Here is a 16,351-nt window from a genome sequence, read left to right as displayed (position 1 = left end):
AGGGAACGGATCTATCGGTCTACAGCCAGCAAGAACTGGATGAGATAGCGCTTGAGCTCAACATGCGCCCGCGGAAGCGGTTCGACTTCAAATGTCCCATTGAAATGATGAGTGAACTGATGGCGCAGTACCATGATGCTCCGTCATCAATGCATTGACGGTGTTGCACTCAGAACCTGCATCCGCCAACTATTTCAGGATGATCGTTGCCAAGAAGCTCTTGAGCATTTTTGCTCGGCAGAAGGCGAAGACATTCTTCAGCGAGGTAACCTTTATGAAGTCGTCGCCAAGTGGATTGGCCACAGGCACTCTGGAACCACGATTCTTTATTATGCCCACACCATATCGATCATCCACTCCGACATATTGAAAAGACTTTGAAGCTCATCCTGCGAAGCTGCCAGTGCCAAAAGCGGCCCCTCCCAACATTCGTACCAGGCGGGAGTATTCCTGGGAGAATACTCAGGGGACCTGAAGAACGCAGGTGCTGCGCTTATAGCTTTAATCCAAGGCCGTAAAAAGATGAAAAACTTTCGTACCGAGCACACCAACACGCTGACGGCGACACCACTGGCACGCGTTCCTCAAGTCGCGTGCTAGCAGATGTATACCCAAACCCTGATTGGGAGGCTAACCGCGCGAGCGGCAACACAGCGCTGCGCCATCAGCAAGAATACAGCCTTTCGTTGGCGACACCGGTTTCTGGTGCTGGCGGCTCAACTCACGCCCACCGGGAACGGCATCGAGGAAGTCGATGAAACGTTTTTTCTGGAACCCTTCAAGGGACAGCGCGACCTGCCATGCCATCGCGTCGACGTGGCGGCGTGGGCAAGAAGCGAGAGACGAGGCCCGAACAGATACCGGTGATGGTAGTACGCGATCGAGAGGGTCATACGGCAGGGCAGACTTCCTCCTGGACAAGCTCGATGCTCTACATATCCTATCTCCCCTCATCGATCAGCAAGCGGTGCTCTGGACAAATGGTGCCAGCGTGTACTCGGCCTTCGCACGCTGCTATGGCATCACTTATCCGGTGGTGCAAGCTAGGTCTGAACAGCGAATCCACGCGGGGGCCTTTCACATCCAGAACATCACTGCTGATCTAGCTATTGGCAGGGTCACGCACCAGCACATCGATCAACCCAAATAGCACACGTGTTGATACTGAGCACGGCATCTTCCCCTTGGCAGCGTCACCAGGACGAGGCAGGCTATTGAGCGGCGTGGCGGTGGTTTGTCGTGACGATCCACCGTCAGTGATCTAGCAGAAGGTGAAATGCCATATGCCTCTCCCCTCGCGTTACCGACGCCATACGCGGTTTTTCCACCTCGACCCGATACTCGATACCGGTCATCTCGACCCAATGCATTCCCGCCATCATGCAGGCCAACGGGGGCCGGCCCAGTGACCCACCTGCTTCGTCGCCGCCTCGGACACCTGATGATCGTCATCGCCGCCGCCACTCTCGCCTTGGTGTTGTGGTGGGTGTGGCATTGGCAGCTTGAGCGTGTCACGCATGAGGCACGCCAACACGCCGATTCGCGCCTCGCGCTCTACACCGGCAGCCTCGATGGAGCGCTAGAGCGCTTCAGTTACCTCCCGGGCCTGCTGGCTCGCCATTCTCTGGTCCAGGCGGCGGCGGTCGATGAAGTGGGCGTTTTCACCGCTCAGGTCAATCGCTACCTGGCCCAGGTAGCCAAACGCTCGGGAGCCAAGGCGATCTTTCTGATGGATGATGAGGGTGTCACCATCGCCGCCAGCAACCACGCCGACGAAGACAGCTTTCTCGGCCACCATTATGCCTTCCGGCCTTACTTTCAGGATGCCATGGCCACGGGTCAGGGAGAGTTCTTCGCCATCGGCAGCACCACGGGACGCGCCGGTTACTTTGTCTCTGCCGCCGTCAAGGGCGGCGCCTCGGGACGCCCCGCCGGAGTATTGGTCGTGAAGGTGTCGCTGGAGGGCTTGCAGGACAACTGGCGACAGGCCGGCGAGCAAGTGCTGCTCTCCGATGCCAACGGCGTGGTCATCCTCTCAAGCCGGCCGGAGTGGCGGTACCGTCGCCTGGGTGACATCGGTGACAACGCCATGGAGGAGATCAACGATCAGCGCCAGTTTCTCGAGACACCGCTGCGTCCGCTCGGCAAGCGCCTGCCCGACGGCTCGCTGCATATCGGTAGCGCAGGCAATGGGGACGTGGGAGAACGCTACTTCGATATGACCCTACCCCAGACAACGCTCGGTTGGACCATGCACTACCTGGTCCCCGTCCGGCCACTCTACACCGTCGCGCGCAACGCTCTTCTGGCCGCCTCAGGCGCCACCCTGGCCCTGCTCTTGCTGGGCCTCTGGCTGCGCGAACGCCAGAAGCGGCAGCGCCTCCGAGATCGTGAAGCGCGCATCATTCGCGAGGCAAACGAGCGTCTGGAAGCCAGGGTACAGGCGCGTACCCAGGAGCTCGAGGCGGCCCAAGCGGAACTGGTCCAGGCCGGCAAGCTCGCGGCGCTGGGCACCATGGCGGCAGGGATCGCCCACGAACTGAACCAACCCTTGGCCGGCATCCGAACCTATGCGGCCAGCGGGGCTCGCCTGCTGGAACGCGGCCGTGAGGCCACCGCCATCACCAACTTCCGCCATATCCACGACCTGTCCGATCGCTTGGCGACGCTGATCCGCCAGCTCAAAATCTTCGCCCACAAGGGCGGAGCGCTTGAACCGGTGGACCTGGGGGCGCGGCTGCACTTCGTGCTCGGGCTACTCGAGGACCGTCTACAGCGTCAGGAAGTCGAGCTCCACCTGGCACTGCCCGAGGCATCCCCGGCATGGGTCGCCGGCGATAGCGTTCGCGTCGAGCAACTGCTCACCAACCTGCTTCGCAATGCCCTGGATGCCCTCCACGATGTGCCCTCCCCACGGCTGGACATTCGCGTGACGCTGGGCCCCCAGCGGGTCGACCTGTTCGTGGCGGACAATGGGCCTGGTATCGACGAGGCGACCCTCGAGCATATTTTCGACCCGTTCTACACCACCAAGGAGGTGGGCGACGGCCTCGGCTTGGGACTGTTCATCGCCTATGGGATCGTTCAGGATCTCAACGGCCGCATCCGCGCCGAAAACCGCCCCGGCCGCCTCGGCGGCGCCGTCTTCCATGTCGAGTTGTCGCGGGTAGAGGACGAAGCATCGCGGCAACCTGACCACGAGGACACCCGACATGAGTGAACTGCCCGTCTGGCTAGTCGATGACGATCCTGGCGTACGGGAATCGCTGACCCAGTGGTTCGAACTGTGCGATTTACCGGTACGCACCTTCACGGGCGGCCAGGCGGCGCTCGACGAACTCCGGGCCGGCTCTCCCTGTGGCGTACTGATCTCCGACGTCAAGATGCCCGGCCTCGACGGCTTGCAACTGCTGCAGGCCGTGCAGAACACGGATGATGACCTGCCGGTGTTGCTGATTACTGGCCACGGCGATGTGCCGATGGCGGTACAAGCCATGCGTCAGGGAGCCTGGGACTTCATCGAGAAGCCCTACGACCCCGAGCGACTCGAGGAGCAAGTTCAGCGGGCGCTGGAGCGCCGCCGTCTGGGGCAGGAAAACCGCCGTCTGCGCGAGGCACTGCGTCAGGGCGGCCTGGCGGCACGACTGATCGGTGAGGCGCCGAGCATGCAGCGCTTACGCGACCAGATCGCTAATCTCGCCTCGACGCGCGCCCATGTGCTGGTCCATGGCGAAACCGGCAGCGGCAAGGAGGTCGTGGCGCGTTGTCTACACGAATTCGGTACCGGCGACGCCACGCCATTCGTGGTCCTCAACTGCGGCGCCATCCCCCCGGAACTCGTCGAGTCCGAGTTATTCGGCCACGAGAAAGGCGCCTTCACCGGTGCCGTGGAGAGCCGCGTCGGCAAGCTCGAACACGCCAGTGGCGGCACCCTGTTTCTCGACGAGATCGAGTCGATGCCCCTCGCCACTCAGGTGAAATTGCTGAGGGCGCTGCAGGAGGGGGAAGTCACGCGACTGGGCAGCAATCGGGTCATCCGGGTCGATCTGCGGGTGGTGGCGGCGACAAAGACCGACCTGCTGCAGCAGTCGGCACGCGGTGACTTTCGCGAGGACCTGTATTACCGGCTGGCCATCGCCGAGCTGAGCATCCCTCCCCTGCGGGAGCGTCGCGAAGACCTCGCCACGCTGTTCCTCCACTTCAGCCGCCAGGCTGCCGAGGTGCATCAGCGTCCTCAACGCGAGGCGGATGGGGAACTATTGGCGGCGCTGGGGCGCTACCACTGGCCGGGCAACCTGCGCGAATTGCGCAACGCGGCGACGCGTTTCACGCTCCACCTGGACATCCCTTTCCTCGAGGTGGCGCCCGGGGACGCGACCGAAGGGTCACTCGCCGATCAGATCGCGGCCTTTGAGGCTTCCTTGCTGCGTGCCGCGCTATCTCGCCACCGTGGCAATATCCAGGCAGTCCTCGACGAGCTCGACCTGCCGAGAAGAACACTCAATCAGAAAATGCAGCGCCACGGTCTACGTCGCGAGGCGTTCTGCGAACAGGACGGCACCGGCAAGACGGCCGATGCCCCTTCCTGACCTCCCTGTCGCGCTTTCAAGGCATCGGCAAAAAATGGCCGATGCCGGCGTGTCACCTCGGCATAAAATGGCCGACGACGCGCACCCGCCTCTTCTTTTTTCACTATAACCACCTGAAACAAAAAGCCTTATACCTTTCTGGCAAGTGCTTTGCATTCGAGCGGGCGTATACATAACAAACGCTCACTGTCCTCAAGGGAGACATGGCATGCACAAACGTCAGTTCCTCAAATCCGCCATCGGCCTGGCCTCTGCCGCCGCGCTGGGCATTTCCGCGACCTCTGCCCTGGCCCAGGAATCCCACCAGTACATCATGGGCACGGCCACCACTGGCGGCACCTACTATCCCGTCGGCGTCGCGCTCTCGACGCTGGTCAAGGTCAAGCTCGAACCCGAGAGCGGCATCGCTCTCTCGGCGATCAGCTCCGCCGGTTCCAGTGAGAACCTCAAGCTGATGGACGAGGATCAGGCCCAGTTTGGCATTCTTCAGGGGCTGTATGGCGCGTATGCCTGGGAAGGTGAAGGCCCCGTCCCCAAGGCGTATCGGGACCTGCGCAGCGTGTCGATGCTGTGGCAGAACGTCGAACACTTCGTGGTCAATAACGACAGGGTCGACACCGGCACGATCGACGACATGACAAGCCTCTACGACGCGTCGTTCTCGATTGGGGCACGCAACTCCGGTACCGAAGGGTCCGGTCGCTACATCCTCGGCCAGCTGGGCATTTCGCCGGACGAGATGGATATCGCCTACCTGGGTTACGGACCGAGCGCCGACGCCCTGCAGAACGGCACCATCGACGGCATGAACATTCCCGCCGGCGTGCCGGCCTCGGCGGTGACACGCGCCTACGCCAATGCCGATGGCGATATCACCACGCTGGACTTCACCGAGGAGCAACTGGAGAAGGTCAACAGCCGGTTCGAACTCTGGTCGGCCTACGACATCCCCGCCGGCTCCTACCCGAATCAGGACGAGGTGATCCATACCATCGCCCAGCCCAATATCTTGGCGGCACGCGCCGACGTGCCCGACGATGACGTCTACGCCATCACCAAGGCGATGTACGAGAATCTGCCGTTCCTCAACAACATCCACCCGGCGACCAAGGCGATGGCGCTGGAGAAGGCCATCGTCGGCCTGCCCATGCCGCTGCACCCGGGTGCGGCGCGCTTCTTCGAGGAGCAGGGGCTGGAGATCCCCGAGCGGCTGATCGCGGAGTAATCCGACTCCCCCAGCGGGCGTCCGGCACCATGGCCGGGCGCTCTGCTACCCCTCCATCGAACGGTGCCGCGCTCGATCACGACGCTGTCACTCCCCCATGACGCACGCCGCTTTCAGGAGTTCGCTGTGAGCCACTCAACCCCCGATTCCATACGCGATGAGGATGCACAGGAGGCCGAGGAACGTCTCTCCCATGCCTGGCTGGGCCCCTGTCTCACCGCCTTTGCTATCGTCATTGCCTGTGTGCACCTCTACTTCAACACCTTCTCGACGCTCTCCACGCTTTGGACGAGTGCGCTGCATTTCGGCCTGTTCGGCGCGCTGTGCGCCCTGGCCGTGCCGCTAGCGCGGCCTCAAAAGGCCGGGGCACGGCGAGCCGTGTTCGCCATCGATATCGTGCTGGCGGTGGCCGCCATCGGCTGTGCGGGCTACCTGATGGTCTTCGAGAACGCCCTCTACGAGCGCGGCGTGACCTTCATCGCCTCCGACTGGATCGTCTCGATTCTTGCCGTGGGGCTGATCCTCGAGTTCGCGCGGCGCACCACCGGCTGGTTCATTCCGGTGCTATGCGTGATCGCGCTGACCTATGTGGCCTGGTGGGGCCAGTACGTGGGCGGCGTCTTCAACTTCCCCGGCTTGTCGTGGGAAACGGTGCTGTTCCGGAGCTACATCGGCGGCGAGGGCATGCTGGGCTCCATTGCCCGGATCTCCTGGTCCTACGTGTTCATGTTCATCCTCTTCGGGGCCTTCCTGGTCAAGTCAGGCGCCGGCGCATTCATCATCGAGCTCGCCCGCTGTGCCGCGGGACGGTTCATCGGCGGCCCCGGCTTCGTGGCGGTGTTTTCCTCGGGCCTGATGGGCTCGGTGTCGGGGTCGGCCGTCGCCAACACGGTCTCCACCGGCGTGATTACCATCCCGCTGATGCGCAAGGCCGGCTTCCCGGCACGCTTCGCCGCTGGCGTCGAAGCTTCCGCCTCGACGGGGGGCCAATTGATGCCACCGGTCATGGGGGCAGGCGCCTTCATCATGGCCTCCTATACCCAGGTGTCCTACCTGACCATCATCGGCGTCGCGGCCCTGCCCGCCCTGCTCTACTTCCTGTCGGTCGCGATGTTTGTGCGTATCGAAGCCAAGCGCAGCAACGCCCAACATCTCGATGATCCCGATGCCCCGCGTCTCGGTGAGGTGCTCAAAAACGGCTGGCATTATCTGCTGCCGCTGATCGTGCTGGTCGCGGCACTCGTCTATGGTTTCACCCCGACCTATGCGGCGGGCATCGCGATCGTCTCGGTCATCGTCGCCTCCTGGCTGTCCCAGCAGCCGATGACGCCGAAGCTCATCGTCGAGGCGCTGGTTCAGGGCACGCGCAACATGATCACCACCGCGATCCTGCTGATCACCGTGGGGCTGATCATCAACGTGGTCTCGACCACCGGCATCGGCAATACCTTCTCGCTGATGATCACCGACTGGGCGGGCGGCAGCCTGCTGCTCACCATCGTGCTGATCGCCATCGCCTCACTGATCCTGGGCATGGGCCTTCCGGTCACCGCGTCCTACATCGTGCTGGCGACGCTGTCGGCGCCCGCCCTCTACAACCTCATGGCCCACGATCAGCTGGTCGATCTGCTCGTTGCCGGCAATCTGCCGGAACAGGCCAAGGCGATCTTCATGCTCGCGGCGCCGGATCAAATGCAGGCACTGGCCGCTCCGATGAGCCCGGCCGAAGCCCAGTCACTGCTCGAGGCCGTCCCCGATACCTTCAATAGCCAGCTCTATGAGCAAGCACTGTCGCCCCACTTTCTGACCATGTCGCTGGTGGCCGCGCACATGGTGATCTTCTGGCTGTCGCAGGACTCCAATGTCACGCCGCCGGTGTGTCTGACCGCCTTCGCCGCCGCGGCGATCGCCGGGACCCCCCAGATGCGTACCGGCCTGACCGCATGGAAGATTGCCAAAGGGCTCTACATCGTCCCGCTGCTCTTCGTCTGGTCACCGTTGATCACCGGCACGCCGCTGGAGATGACTCTCGTGTTCGCCATGGCACTGTTTGGCATCTACGCCATCATCGCCGGCCTTGAGGGGTATCTCGAGCACGAACTGACCTGGTGGCTGCGGTTGCTGATGTTCCCGATTGGCGCGCTGATGCTGTGGCCACACGGCATGCTCGCCATCGACCTGGTCGGTTTGGGCATCTTCCTGGCCATCTTCGTGTGGAGCGCACGGCAGGGGCGCCAGCAGGTGGGATACAACGCCCGCCCTGCTTGAACGGCCAGGTCGGCCGGCAAGATAGCCCCCTGTGGTGCCCCCTGAAGCCCCGCCACGCACCGCTTCGAAGAGCCTGGCGGGGCCATCTCGCCGGCCAGTGACGCGGCACTGCGTCAGGCCCAGCCAGCCAGGACGGCGCCGCGCCGCAGGACAACGAAGAACGAGGACGGCATGTACGATTTCATCATCATCGGCGGCGGCATCCTGGGCATGTCCACTGCCATGCAGCTCCAGCGGGCCTATCCGGATCGCCGGATGCTGCTGGTAGAAAAGGAGCCCGAGGCGGCCCGCCACCAGACCGGGCACAACAGCGGAGTGATCCACGCCGGGGTCTACTACACCCCGGGCAGTCTCAAGGCACGCTTCTGCCTGGCGGGTAACCGCGCCACCAAGGCCTTTTGTGAGACCCACGAGATTCCCTACGACAGCTGCGGCAAGCTGCTGGTGGCCACCAACGACCTGGAGATGCAGCGCATGCAGGCGCTGTGGGAGCGCACCGAGGCCAATGGCCTGGAGCGCGAGTGGCTGGAGCCCGGGGCGCTCGCCGAGCGTGAGCCGAACATTACCGGGCTTGGCGGCATCTTCGTGCCTTCCAGCGGGATCGTCGACTACGCCGCCGTGACCCGCGCCATGGCGGCCGAGTTTGAACGCACGGGGGGCGAGATCCGCTATAACACAGAGGTCACCAACCTGGAGGAGCGGTCACAGGAAGTGGTCGTGACCACCCATGACGGCGACATCACCGGGCGCTATCTCGTCACCTGCTCAGGACTGATGGCCGACCGCGTGATTCGCATATTAGGGCAGGACCCGGGGTTCAGCATCTGCCCCTTCCGCGGCGAGTACTATCGGCTGACGGAGCAGCACAACGACATCATCAACCACTTGATCTACCCGATCCCGGATCCCTCCATGCCCTTCCTGGGAGTGCACCTGACACGGATGATCGATGGCTCTGTCACCGTGGGCCCCAATGCCGTGCTGGCCTTCAAGCGTGAGGGCTATCGCCGACGCGACGTGTCCCCGCGTGATCTCACGCAGATGTTGACCAACCCCGGCATCCGCAAGGTCCTGGCTCGGAACCTGCGCCCGGGGCTCTCGGAAATGAAGAACTCGCTGCACAAGCGGGGCTACCTGGACTTGGTCCGCAAGTATTGTCCTAGCTTGACCCTCGACGATCTCTCGCCCTACCCGGCCGGCGTGCGCGCTCAGGCAGTCTCTCGCGACGGAACGCTGGTGGACGACTTCCTGTTCGTCAACACCCGCCGCACCATCAATGTCGGCAATGCCCCGTCGCCGGCAGCCACCTCCGCGCTCCCCATCGGCGCACACATCGTCGAGCAGGTGAAGGCTCAAGCCAGTTGATCGCCGATGCCTTCGAAGACAATGCGGGGGATTTCTTCTCACTGGAGGATTGAGTCCCAAAACGCAGCAGCCCGGCACAAGGCCGGGCTGCTGGTTACACTTTTAAGACGCTGATATGCAAACCAGCTACTGATAAGGCGGGGCTTATCGCTAATGCCCCACCAGGCCCGCTATAGAGCCGCTCGTGGGCGATCGCTCCCTTCTCCCCGCCACCACCGGCGCTTCGACATCGAAAGGCCTCTTTCCGCCTCGAAACGCCTGCCGTGCTATTGGTTGTTTTTCAGCCTCGAAATGGCCCACTGACGATATTCTTGCGGCTCCATGGTCAGCGTTTCAGCCTCGAAGGGGCCTTTTCGGCATCGAACCGAATGTCGCGCTATTGGCTTATTTTCAGCCTCGAAATTCTCGGTTATCTGTCGGGTACCATGTGATTGACTACCCGCTTGGCAAATAACTCAGGAAGCTCGGTCTGACAGTCCTTCATCATCACAATCGGTGATTGAAGGTTCATCGCCTAAACACCCCATCCTCCAGTCGCATGATAAGGTCGTTAATGTGGGATGAAAAAAGAATATCGCCCTATGGCGGGGTATAACCCTTTGATTTATTGTCAGGAGCGGCCATACCGGCGAGGTGAAGTATCATCCTTTCCTGCCTTCCCTACTCGCGGAAGAGATCATCGTGGCTACCAGTACGCGCCAAGTGCAGTTCGTCATCCACTACGCGATACAGCAGCAACCAATCGGGTTCGATATGAGCATCTCGGTAGCCCTTCCAGTTCCCCCGTAACGGATGATCCTGGTAGGCATCCGGCAAGGGCGTTTGCTCAAGCAGCAGGCCCAGCAAGCGCCGCAGCTTGTCCATGTCCTTGCCGCGCTTCTGGACCCGCTTCACATCTCGCTTGAACTGGCTGGAACGGACTGGGGTCAGCATCAGATGCCCAGGTCCTCGAACAGCGCATCCGCGCTATCAAAGCGCTTGCCCTTGCCGGCATCCAGCTCTTCCAGAGCCTTGGCCGTGGTGGCGTTCGGCACCTGCACGGCAAATGGCAGGCGCTTCTCGTCGGCGATCCGCAGCATCAGCAGGCGGATGGCGTCGGACACGGATAGACCCATGGCCTCAAGGGCGGCGGTGGCACGCTCTTTGGTTTCGCTGTCGATGCGGGCACGGACCACGGTATCAGCACTCATGATATTCTCCTTCTCTTTCGTAGCCACAATGTAGCTACATTATAGCCGTACTACTCCACCTTGTCATCACCGGAGGTGAAGTGGACCCCATTCTTTGGACCACCTGACAGGCTATCTAAGCTCGGATCGGGTCATCATCGGCGTCAGGCCGCCTTGTTCAGTGATTGAGGGAAATACAGCTCATCGGGTGTCGCATCGTCCAGTCCCTGATGAGGCCGCTCCTGGTTGTACCAGATGAAGTAGCGGCCCAGCTCCTGTTTTAGCTGAGCCCCATCCTTGAAGGCTTTCAGGTAGACGCACTCATACTTCACGCTGCGCCAGAGTCGCTCCACGAATATGTTATCCCGGTAGCAGCCTTTGCCGTCCATGCTGATGGTCACGCCATGAGCCTCCAGTACGTCGGTGAAGTCCTGGCTGGAGAATTGGCAGCCCTGATCCGTGTTGAATATCTCCGGCGACCCATGGCGTGTCAGTGCCTCTTCCAGGGCATCAATACAGAAGTCGGTGTCCAGCGTGTTGGAAACCCGCCACGACAGCACTCGACGACTGTGCCAGTCCATCACTGCCACCAGATACATGAATCCACGTGCCAGCGGAAGTAGAGTAAGAAGCAGGGCGTAGTCGAACTATCTCCCTGCTTCTCCTCTCCGAACCGTACGTGCACCTCTCAGCGCATACGGCTCTCCATTCAAGTGTGGCTCAAAGCCAAGGCAACATCACAGTGTCGAGAGGTGACGGTATTGCGTTCTTCTTCCCTTGGCAAATACGGGTTCGCCTCGGGAAGCCGCCATCGGAATGACATCTTACGACTCGATACCAGTCGACGCAGGCTTACCACACAGAAACTGCCAGAGTGGTTGGGCCCGAAGAACTGCCACGTCTTGGCATCTTTCCCACGAGGTCGGCGGAAGTGTTTTCGCATCAGGGTCTTGATAGATGCTCGGTACTTCCTCGCCAGCCAATGAGCGAGTCGCCAGAAGACAATGCCATCAATCTTCCTATACGTCATCGCGGTATAGTCAGTAAATTGGTAGAAAGTGGCCCATCCCGCCAGGCGGCGATTCAGGCGATCTACCATATCAATCCGATTCTCGCTGTAATTGCCGGCCAGCTCTTTCGCCAACGTAGCGGCGAAATTTCTGGCCTTGTCACGAGGAATTGACGTGACGGGACGCATAGTGCCGTTGGGCCCTCGTTTCCGAATGATTCGGTGTCCAAGGAAGGTAAATCCGTCATTGACGTGTGTGATATGGGTCTTTTCCATATTCAAAGTCAGTGAAAGACCATCTTCCAGGAAGCACCGACATTCTTCACGAATGGCTTCGGCTTGCGCCTTGTTTCCCTTTATTACCAAAACGAAATCATCAGCATAGCGGCAATAAGCCACCGCCGGTTTCCACTGACGACCTTCACGCAGGGCAACAGGTCGTTGCAGCTGAATACTGGAATTCCAGTACCAGCGGTCCTTGCGGGCTTTCTTGCTCAGATAGCGTTTTTCCAGCCACTGGTCGAACTCATTGAGCATGATATTCGAGAGCAATGGTGAGAGTACGCCACCCTGTGGCACGCCGTCGTGGGCAGAATGGAACAACCCCTTGTCGACGTGTCCTGCTTTAATGAATCGCCATAGCAACATCAGGAAACGATCGTCACGAATCCGCTTACGGACACACCGCATCAACTTCCGATGATGTACAGTATCGAAGTAACTGGCCAGGTCACCTTCAATGACCCAGCGGCCCCTCGTTTCCTTACCGTCCGTCAACTGAAGTTTCACAGTGCGAATGGCATGGTGCACGCTGCGCTCCGGCCGGAACCCATAGGAAAGGCGATGGAAGTCACTTTCCCAGACGGGCTCCATGGCCATCAGCATGGCACGTTGCACAATCCTGTCGCGTAGGGTCGGTATCCCCAACGGGCGCTGTTTACCGCTGGATTTGGGGATGTAGATGCGGCGTGCCGGCAGCGGCTGATAAGTGCCGTCCAGCAGTTCAACACGAATTTCCTCCAGATGCTGGTTGAAATTCTGTTCGAAAACTCGCCGATCTACTCTGTCGATACCAGCGGTTCTGGCCCCTGGCGACGCCAGCGTTCTGAACGCCGCCTCTTGGAGCCAGTCACGCCGTGCAATCAATCTCAGCAGTCGATCGAACCGGTGGTTCGGATCCGCTGCTGACCAGGTTGCCAGCTTGCTCTGCATTTCCCTGATTATCAAAGGTCTTCACCTCTCTGGGTCAGGTAATCCGAAGAACAAGGCACTTGAACTGCCTCCCTTCGCCATGTAGTGGGCTTTCCCCACCGCGGACTACTACGGAGGCTCCGCCAGCTTGCCGGGCATCGGGGGCGCACTCCCTTGGCATCCCATGCAAGCCTTCCCTCGTTCACATGCTGGACTCAAGCATATGGAGGAGGTTGCCGATCGCAGTCTTTACCCTTGCATGCTGCAAGTTGGCGCATCTGTCACGAGTTAGCTGCACACTGCTCGTGACTCCGCCAGCAGTGGGCTACATATCCACTGCCAACAGCAGCAGTGGGTCCTACATGTACCCACTGCCGAGGATGCGCACCTCCTGATAAGCCGTGTAGGAGGTGGCGACATGTTCAGCCCACAGACACGGATTAATCGGTTCGTGTTCCTCAACCTTTCCATACTCAGCCTGGGGATGCATCTTGGCGTAACGGCTTCGCCTCACACCCCGTTTCCCACGGGTTACGTCACCCTGCCAGTGCACAGCAGGTCACCGCCGCTTCGGCTCATGCCCTCTCGCAGCAGAGAGCAGACTTTCGCTGAGAACATCCTGTTCGACACGAAGGTATTCCAGTCATGCTTGCGCTCGTTCAGCTGCCTCCCGCAGCTGTCAGAGTCGAGGCACACCATAGGTGAAGTCCGACACCCACAGCGCGTTTGGCTGAGTCGGTTGAAACTGCCGCCGCACCAGGTCCGCCGGAGAGGCCTTGTTGGGATCTGGCACGGTCGTACGAGCCGGCTTGCCTCTCACTACGCCATGTAGCCCCATCCGTCGCATCAAGCGCTCGACGGTGCAGCGAGCGGCGGGGATCGCTTCTCGATGCAATTGACGCCAGACCTTGCGGATACCGTAGACACCGAAGTTTTCATTTCAGACGCGTTGGATTTCAGCACACAGCCAGCGGTCGCGCTGGACTCGGGGCGGCGCGCGGTCAGGCTGGGCTTCACGAGCCTTGTGCGCGTAGTACGTCGACGGGGCGATCGGCAGGATCCGGCAGATCGGCTCGACCCCGTACGTCTCCCGGTGATCATCGAGGAACTCGATCATCACTTGCCGCGGCGGTCGAGCTCCGCCTGGGCAAAATACGCGGACGCCTTCCGGAGGATCTCGTTGGCCTGCTTCAACTCCCGGTTCTCGCGCTCCAGTGCCTTGATCCGCTCACGCTCTGATGTCGTGGTGCCTTCACGACGCCCCGCATCACGCTCGGCCTGCCGGACCCAGCTCCGCAGAGTTTCTGGCGTGCAGCCGATCTTGGGGGCAATGGCGCCAATGGCCGCCCACTGGGAGGGATAGTCGGCCTCGTGGTCGAAGACCATACGAACCGCCCGCTGACGTACCTCGGGGGAATACCGGTTTGTTGTGTTCATGACTCCATCCTCTCAAGGTTTGGAGCCTCCGGGAATCCCGGGACGGTTCACTGCGTGATGGCTTTGAACGGCGTCGATAATCGAAAGAGTCGGTTGGGTCGTTGGTGACGGCTAACCGCTTGAGTATGCGAGAATCAGAATCCGCCCAGGCAGCCAGCGTTCCTTTGGCCGCCGCCCTGAATCTCGGCTGGAAACCCTGACATGAGCGATGCCTACTACCTTCATCTCACCGATCGGCTGCGAGATCTCATACAAGACCCCGAGGCCTTCGAGGATGACCGGTTGCCATCGGAGCGTGTCCTGGCGGAGCGTTTCCATACCACTCGTGTCACCCTGCGCCAGGCATTGGCCCAGTTGGAAGGGGAAGGGCGCATCCACCGCAGCAACCGCCGTGGCTGGTTCGTATCACCACCGCGTCTCGACTATGACCCGACGCGTGACGCTGGCTTCAATGATTACGTGAAGGCTCAGGGGCGTCGGCCACGCACCGAGGTGTTGCTCACCGATACCCGTCCCCACCCTCCTGCAGCGGAGGCCCTGGGCTTGCCCTTCGATCGGCCGTTTCACCATATCCGTCGTCGGCGCTTCGTGGACGACAGGGCCGTGCTTTGCGAGTCGCTCTGGGTCGTGCCTGAGCGCGCCCCGCAGCTGCTGGAAGGCGATTTCACCGGCTCCTTGTGGGGCCAGCTACGAGAACGCTGGGGGCTGACCCTGGCTCACCGTTCGCTGCGGCTATACTCCGAGGCGATCCACGCCCGGGAGGCAGAGGCGTTGGGTGTGGCCGCCGGGACGGCAGGGCTGAGCGTACGCCGCACCATCTTCGACGAGCAGCGCCGCCCGGTGGAATACGATGAAGAGCACTGGCTGCACAACGCCCTGTGCATCGCGGTGGAATTGGAAAACTCCGTTTAATTAAGCGAAAGACGCTTCACTCAGCCTTCAAGATTCTGTCACGGGGCTGTCATGGAGGCTCGCCAGACTCTTGGTATATACCAGATGGGCAATCACCCGTCTGACCTTCACCAAGAGCCGGAGAGTCCCATGTCCTTCTTCACTCGCACCCTGGTGGCCAGCGCCATCGGCCTGACATTGTCCACTGCTGCCCAGGCCGCGACCGAGCTGAACGTCTACACCGCCGTCGAGGCCGACGATCTGCAGAAATATGCCGAGCGCTTCCAGCAGGCGCACCCGGATATCGAGATCAACTGGGTGCGGGACTCCACCGGTGTGATCACCGCTCGCCTGTTGGCCGAGAAGGATAACCCCCAGGCCGATGTGGTCTGGGGGCTGGCGGCCACCAGCCTGCTGGTGCTGGAGGACGAGGGCATGCTGGCCCGCTATGCCCCCGAGGGCGTTGAGGCCCTGGATCCCAAGTTCGTCGATCCGGCGATCCGCGAAGGCAAGGAGCCGGCCTGGGTCGGCATGGACGCCTGGGTCGCATCGCTCTGCTACAACACCATCGAAGGCGAACGCCTCGGCGTCCCCAAGCCCAGCTCCTGGGAAGACCTCACCCGTCCTGAGTATGAAGGGCATGTGATCATGCCGAACCCGAGCTCCTCGGGCACCGGCTATCTGGATGTCGCCAGCTGGATGCAGTTGTGGAACGAGGAGGGCGCCTGGGACTACATGGATCGTCTCCACCAGAACATCTCGCGCTATACCCACTCCGGTTCGGCTCCCTGCAACCTGGCCGCCTCCGGCGAGGCGGTGGTGGGGGTCTCCTTCGCCTTCCGGGGCGCACGCCTGATGTCTCAGGGGGCGCCCGTCGAGCTGGTCTTCCCCACGGAAGGCGTCGGCTGGGACATGGAGGCCGCGGCCATCATCGAGGGCAGCGACAAGCGTGATGCCGCCGAGACGCTGCTCGACTGGGCGGTGACCGAGGAAGCCAATGCGCTCTACAACGAAGGATATGCGGTCGTCGCCTATCCGGGGGTGGCCCAGCCCATCGATCACTATCCCGCCAACATCTCCGACCTGATGATCGATGCCGATTTCAACTGGGCGGCCAACAACCGCGAACGCCTGCTTCAGGAATGGCAGGGCCGTTATGACGGCAAGTCCGATAGCCAGTAAGCCACCTCGCTATTCTTGTGATCGC

At 61.3% G+C, this 16,351-nt stretch carries 10 protein-coding genes, 4 pseudogenes and 1 other annotated feature; of the genes and pseudogenes, 9 read left to right on the top strand and 5 right to left on the bottom strand.

Features of this window, described 5'->3' with window-relative positions; genetic code table 11:
- The 7 genes and pseudogenes from UYS_RS18565 to lhgO all read left to right on the top strand — a co-directional run.
- Window positions 1-158, top strand: a pseudogene (locus tag UYS_RS18565) (IS30 family transposase); the annotation flags it as partial.
- A gap of 391 nt (window positions 159-549) precedes the next feature.
- Window positions 550-1,099: pseudogene (locus UYS_RS18915) on the top strand (IS1595 family transposase); the annotation flags it as partial.
- 342 nt (window positions 1,100-1,441) lie between these two features.
- On the top strand, window positions 1,442-3,220 hold the full coding sequence (locus UYS_RS0214395; RefSeq protein WP_016856223.1) for a sensor histidine kinase: 1,779 nt from the start codon (window positions 1,442-1,444) through the stop codon (window positions 3,218-3,220).
- A complete protein-coding gene (locus UYS_RS0214390) occupies window positions 3,213-4,589 on the top strand; it encodes a sigma-54-dependent transcriptional regulator (protein WP_016856222.1) in 1,377 nt (458 codons plus the stop codon). The genes UYS_RS0214395 and UYS_RS0214390 overlap by 8 nt, the downstream gene beginning before the upstream one ends.
- A gap of 208 nt (window positions 4,590-4,797) precedes the next feature.
- On the top strand, window positions 4,798-5,814 hold the full coding sequence (locus UYS_RS0214385; RefSeq protein WP_016856221.1) for a TAXI family TRAP transporter solute-binding subunit: 1,017 nt from the start codon (window positions 4,798-4,800) through the stop codon (window positions 5,812-5,814).
- 126 nt (window positions 5,815-5,940) lie between these two features.
- Entirely contained in the window at window positions 5,941-8,082 is a 2,142-nt protein-coding gene (locus tag UYS_RS0214380) for a TRAP transporter permease (protein WP_016856220.1), read from the top strand.
- A gap of 171 nt (window positions 8,083-8,253) precedes the next feature.
- Window positions 8,254-9,447: an L-2-hydroxyglutarate oxidase gene (gene lhgO, locus UYS_RS0214375; protein WP_016856219.1), complete on the top strand. Its 1,194-nt coding sequence runs from the start codon at window positions 8,254-8,256 to the stop codon at window positions 9,445-9,447.
- Window positions 9,448-10,107: 660 nt separating this feature from the next.
- Here lhgO and UYS_RS0214370 read toward each other — a convergent pair.
- The 5 genes and pseudogenes from UYS_RS0214370 to UYS_RS18905 all read right to left on the bottom strand — a co-directional run.
- Complete coding sequence (locus tag UYS_RS0214370; RefSeq protein ID WP_016856218.1) at window positions 10,108-10,380, bottom strand: type II toxin-antitoxin system YafQ family toxin; 273 nt, start codon at window positions 10,378-10,380, stop codon at window positions 10,108-10,110.
- The gene (locus UYS_RS0214365; RefSeq protein WP_016856217.1) at window positions 10,380-10,637 is read right to left on the bottom strand and encodes a type II toxin-antitoxin system RelB/DinJ family antitoxin; all 258 of its coding nucleotides are present in this window, start codon (window positions 10,635-10,637) and stop codon (window positions 10,380-10,382) included. The genes UYS_RS0214370 and UYS_RS0214365 overlap by 1 nt, the downstream gene beginning before the upstream one ends.
- A 143-nt stretch (window positions 10,638-10,780) precedes the next feature.
- Window positions 10,781-11,245, bottom strand: a pseudogene (locus UYS_RS17505) (IS3 family transposase); the annotation flags it as partial.
- An 80-nt stretch (window positions 11,246-11,325) separates the two neighbouring features.
- A complete protein-coding gene (ltrA, locus tag UYS_RS18140) occupies window positions 11,326-12,837 on the bottom strand; it encodes a group II intron reverse transcriptase/maturase (RefSeq protein WP_083868122.1) in 1,512 nt (503 codons plus the stop codon).
- Window positions 12,838-13,513: 676 nt separating this feature from the next.
- Window positions 13,514-14,253, bottom strand: a pseudogene (locus UYS_RS18905) (IS3 family transposase); the annotation flags it as partial.
- Window positions 13,859-13,975: a sequence feature (AL1L pseudoknot), on the bottom strand. Its footprint overlaps the pseudogene before it by 117 nt.
- Window positions 14,254-14,454: 201 nt before the next feature.
- Between UYS_RS18905 and UYS_RS0214345 the strand changes: the two are divergent.
- Both UYS_RS0214345 and UYS_RS0214340 read left to right on the top strand, forming a co-directional pair.
- Window positions 14,455-15,165: a UTRA domain-containing protein gene (locus UYS_RS0214345; protein WP_016856212.1), complete on the top strand. Its 711-nt coding sequence runs from the start codon at window positions 14,455-14,457 to the stop codon at window positions 15,163-15,165.
- 129 nt (window positions 15,166-15,294) lie between these two features.
- On the top strand, window positions 15,295-16,326 hold the full coding sequence (locus tag UYS_RS0214340) for a putative 2-aminoethylphosphonate ABC transporter substrate-binding protein (protein WP_016856211.1): 1,032 nt from the start codon (window positions 15,295-15,297) through the stop codon (window positions 16,324-16,326).
- Window positions 16,327-16,351 lie beyond the last annotated feature (25 nt).

The sequence above is a fragment of the Halomonas smyrnensis AAD6 genome (assembly GCF_000265245.1).
GTDB classification, from domain to species: domain Bacteria; phylum Pseudomonadota; class Gammaproteobacteria; order Pseudomonadales; family Halomonadaceae; genus Halomonas; species Halomonas smyrnensis.
Note: the sequence above shows the minus strand (reverse complement) of the source record. Positions and strands in the feature narration are given on the sequence as shown.

Bases quoted from the DNA above. Each gene is read 5' to 3' on its own strand.
- UYS_RS0214395 (WP_016856223.1), top strand. From the start codon at position 1,442: ATGATCGTCATCGCCGCCGCCACTCTCGCCTTGGTGTTGTGGTGGGTG.
- UYS_RS0214390 (WP_016856222.1), top strand. From the start codon at position 3,213: ATGAGTGAACTGCCCGTCTGGCTAGTCGATGACGATCCTGGCGTACGG.
- UYS_RS0214385 (WP_016856221.1), top strand. From the start codon at position 4,798: ATGCACAAACGTCAGTTCCTCAAATCCGCCATCGGCCTGGCCTCTGCC.
- lhgO (WP_016856219.1), top strand. From the start codon at position 8,254: ATGTACGATTTCATCATCATCGGCGGCGGCATCCTGGGCATGTCCACT.
- UYS_RS0214370 (WP_016856218.1), bottom strand. From the start codon at position 10,380: ATGCTGACCCCAGTCCGTTCCAGCCAGTTCAAGCGAGATGTGAAGCGG.
- UYS_RS0214365 (WP_016856217.1), bottom strand. From the start codon at position 10,637: ATGAGTGCTGATACCGTGGTCCGTGCCCGCATCGACAGCGAAACCAAA.
- ltrA (WP_083868122.1), bottom strand. From the start codon at position 12,837: ATGCAGAGCAAGCTGGCAACCTGGTCAGCAGCGGATCCGAACCACCGG.
- UYS_RS0214345 (WP_016856212.1), top strand. From the start codon at position 14,455: ATGAGCGATGCCTACTACCTTCATCTCACCGATCGGCTGCGAGATCTC.
- UYS_RS0214340 (WP_016856211.1), top strand. From the start codon at position 15,295: ATGTCCTTCTTCACTCGCACCCTGGTGGCCAGCGCCATCGGCCTGACA.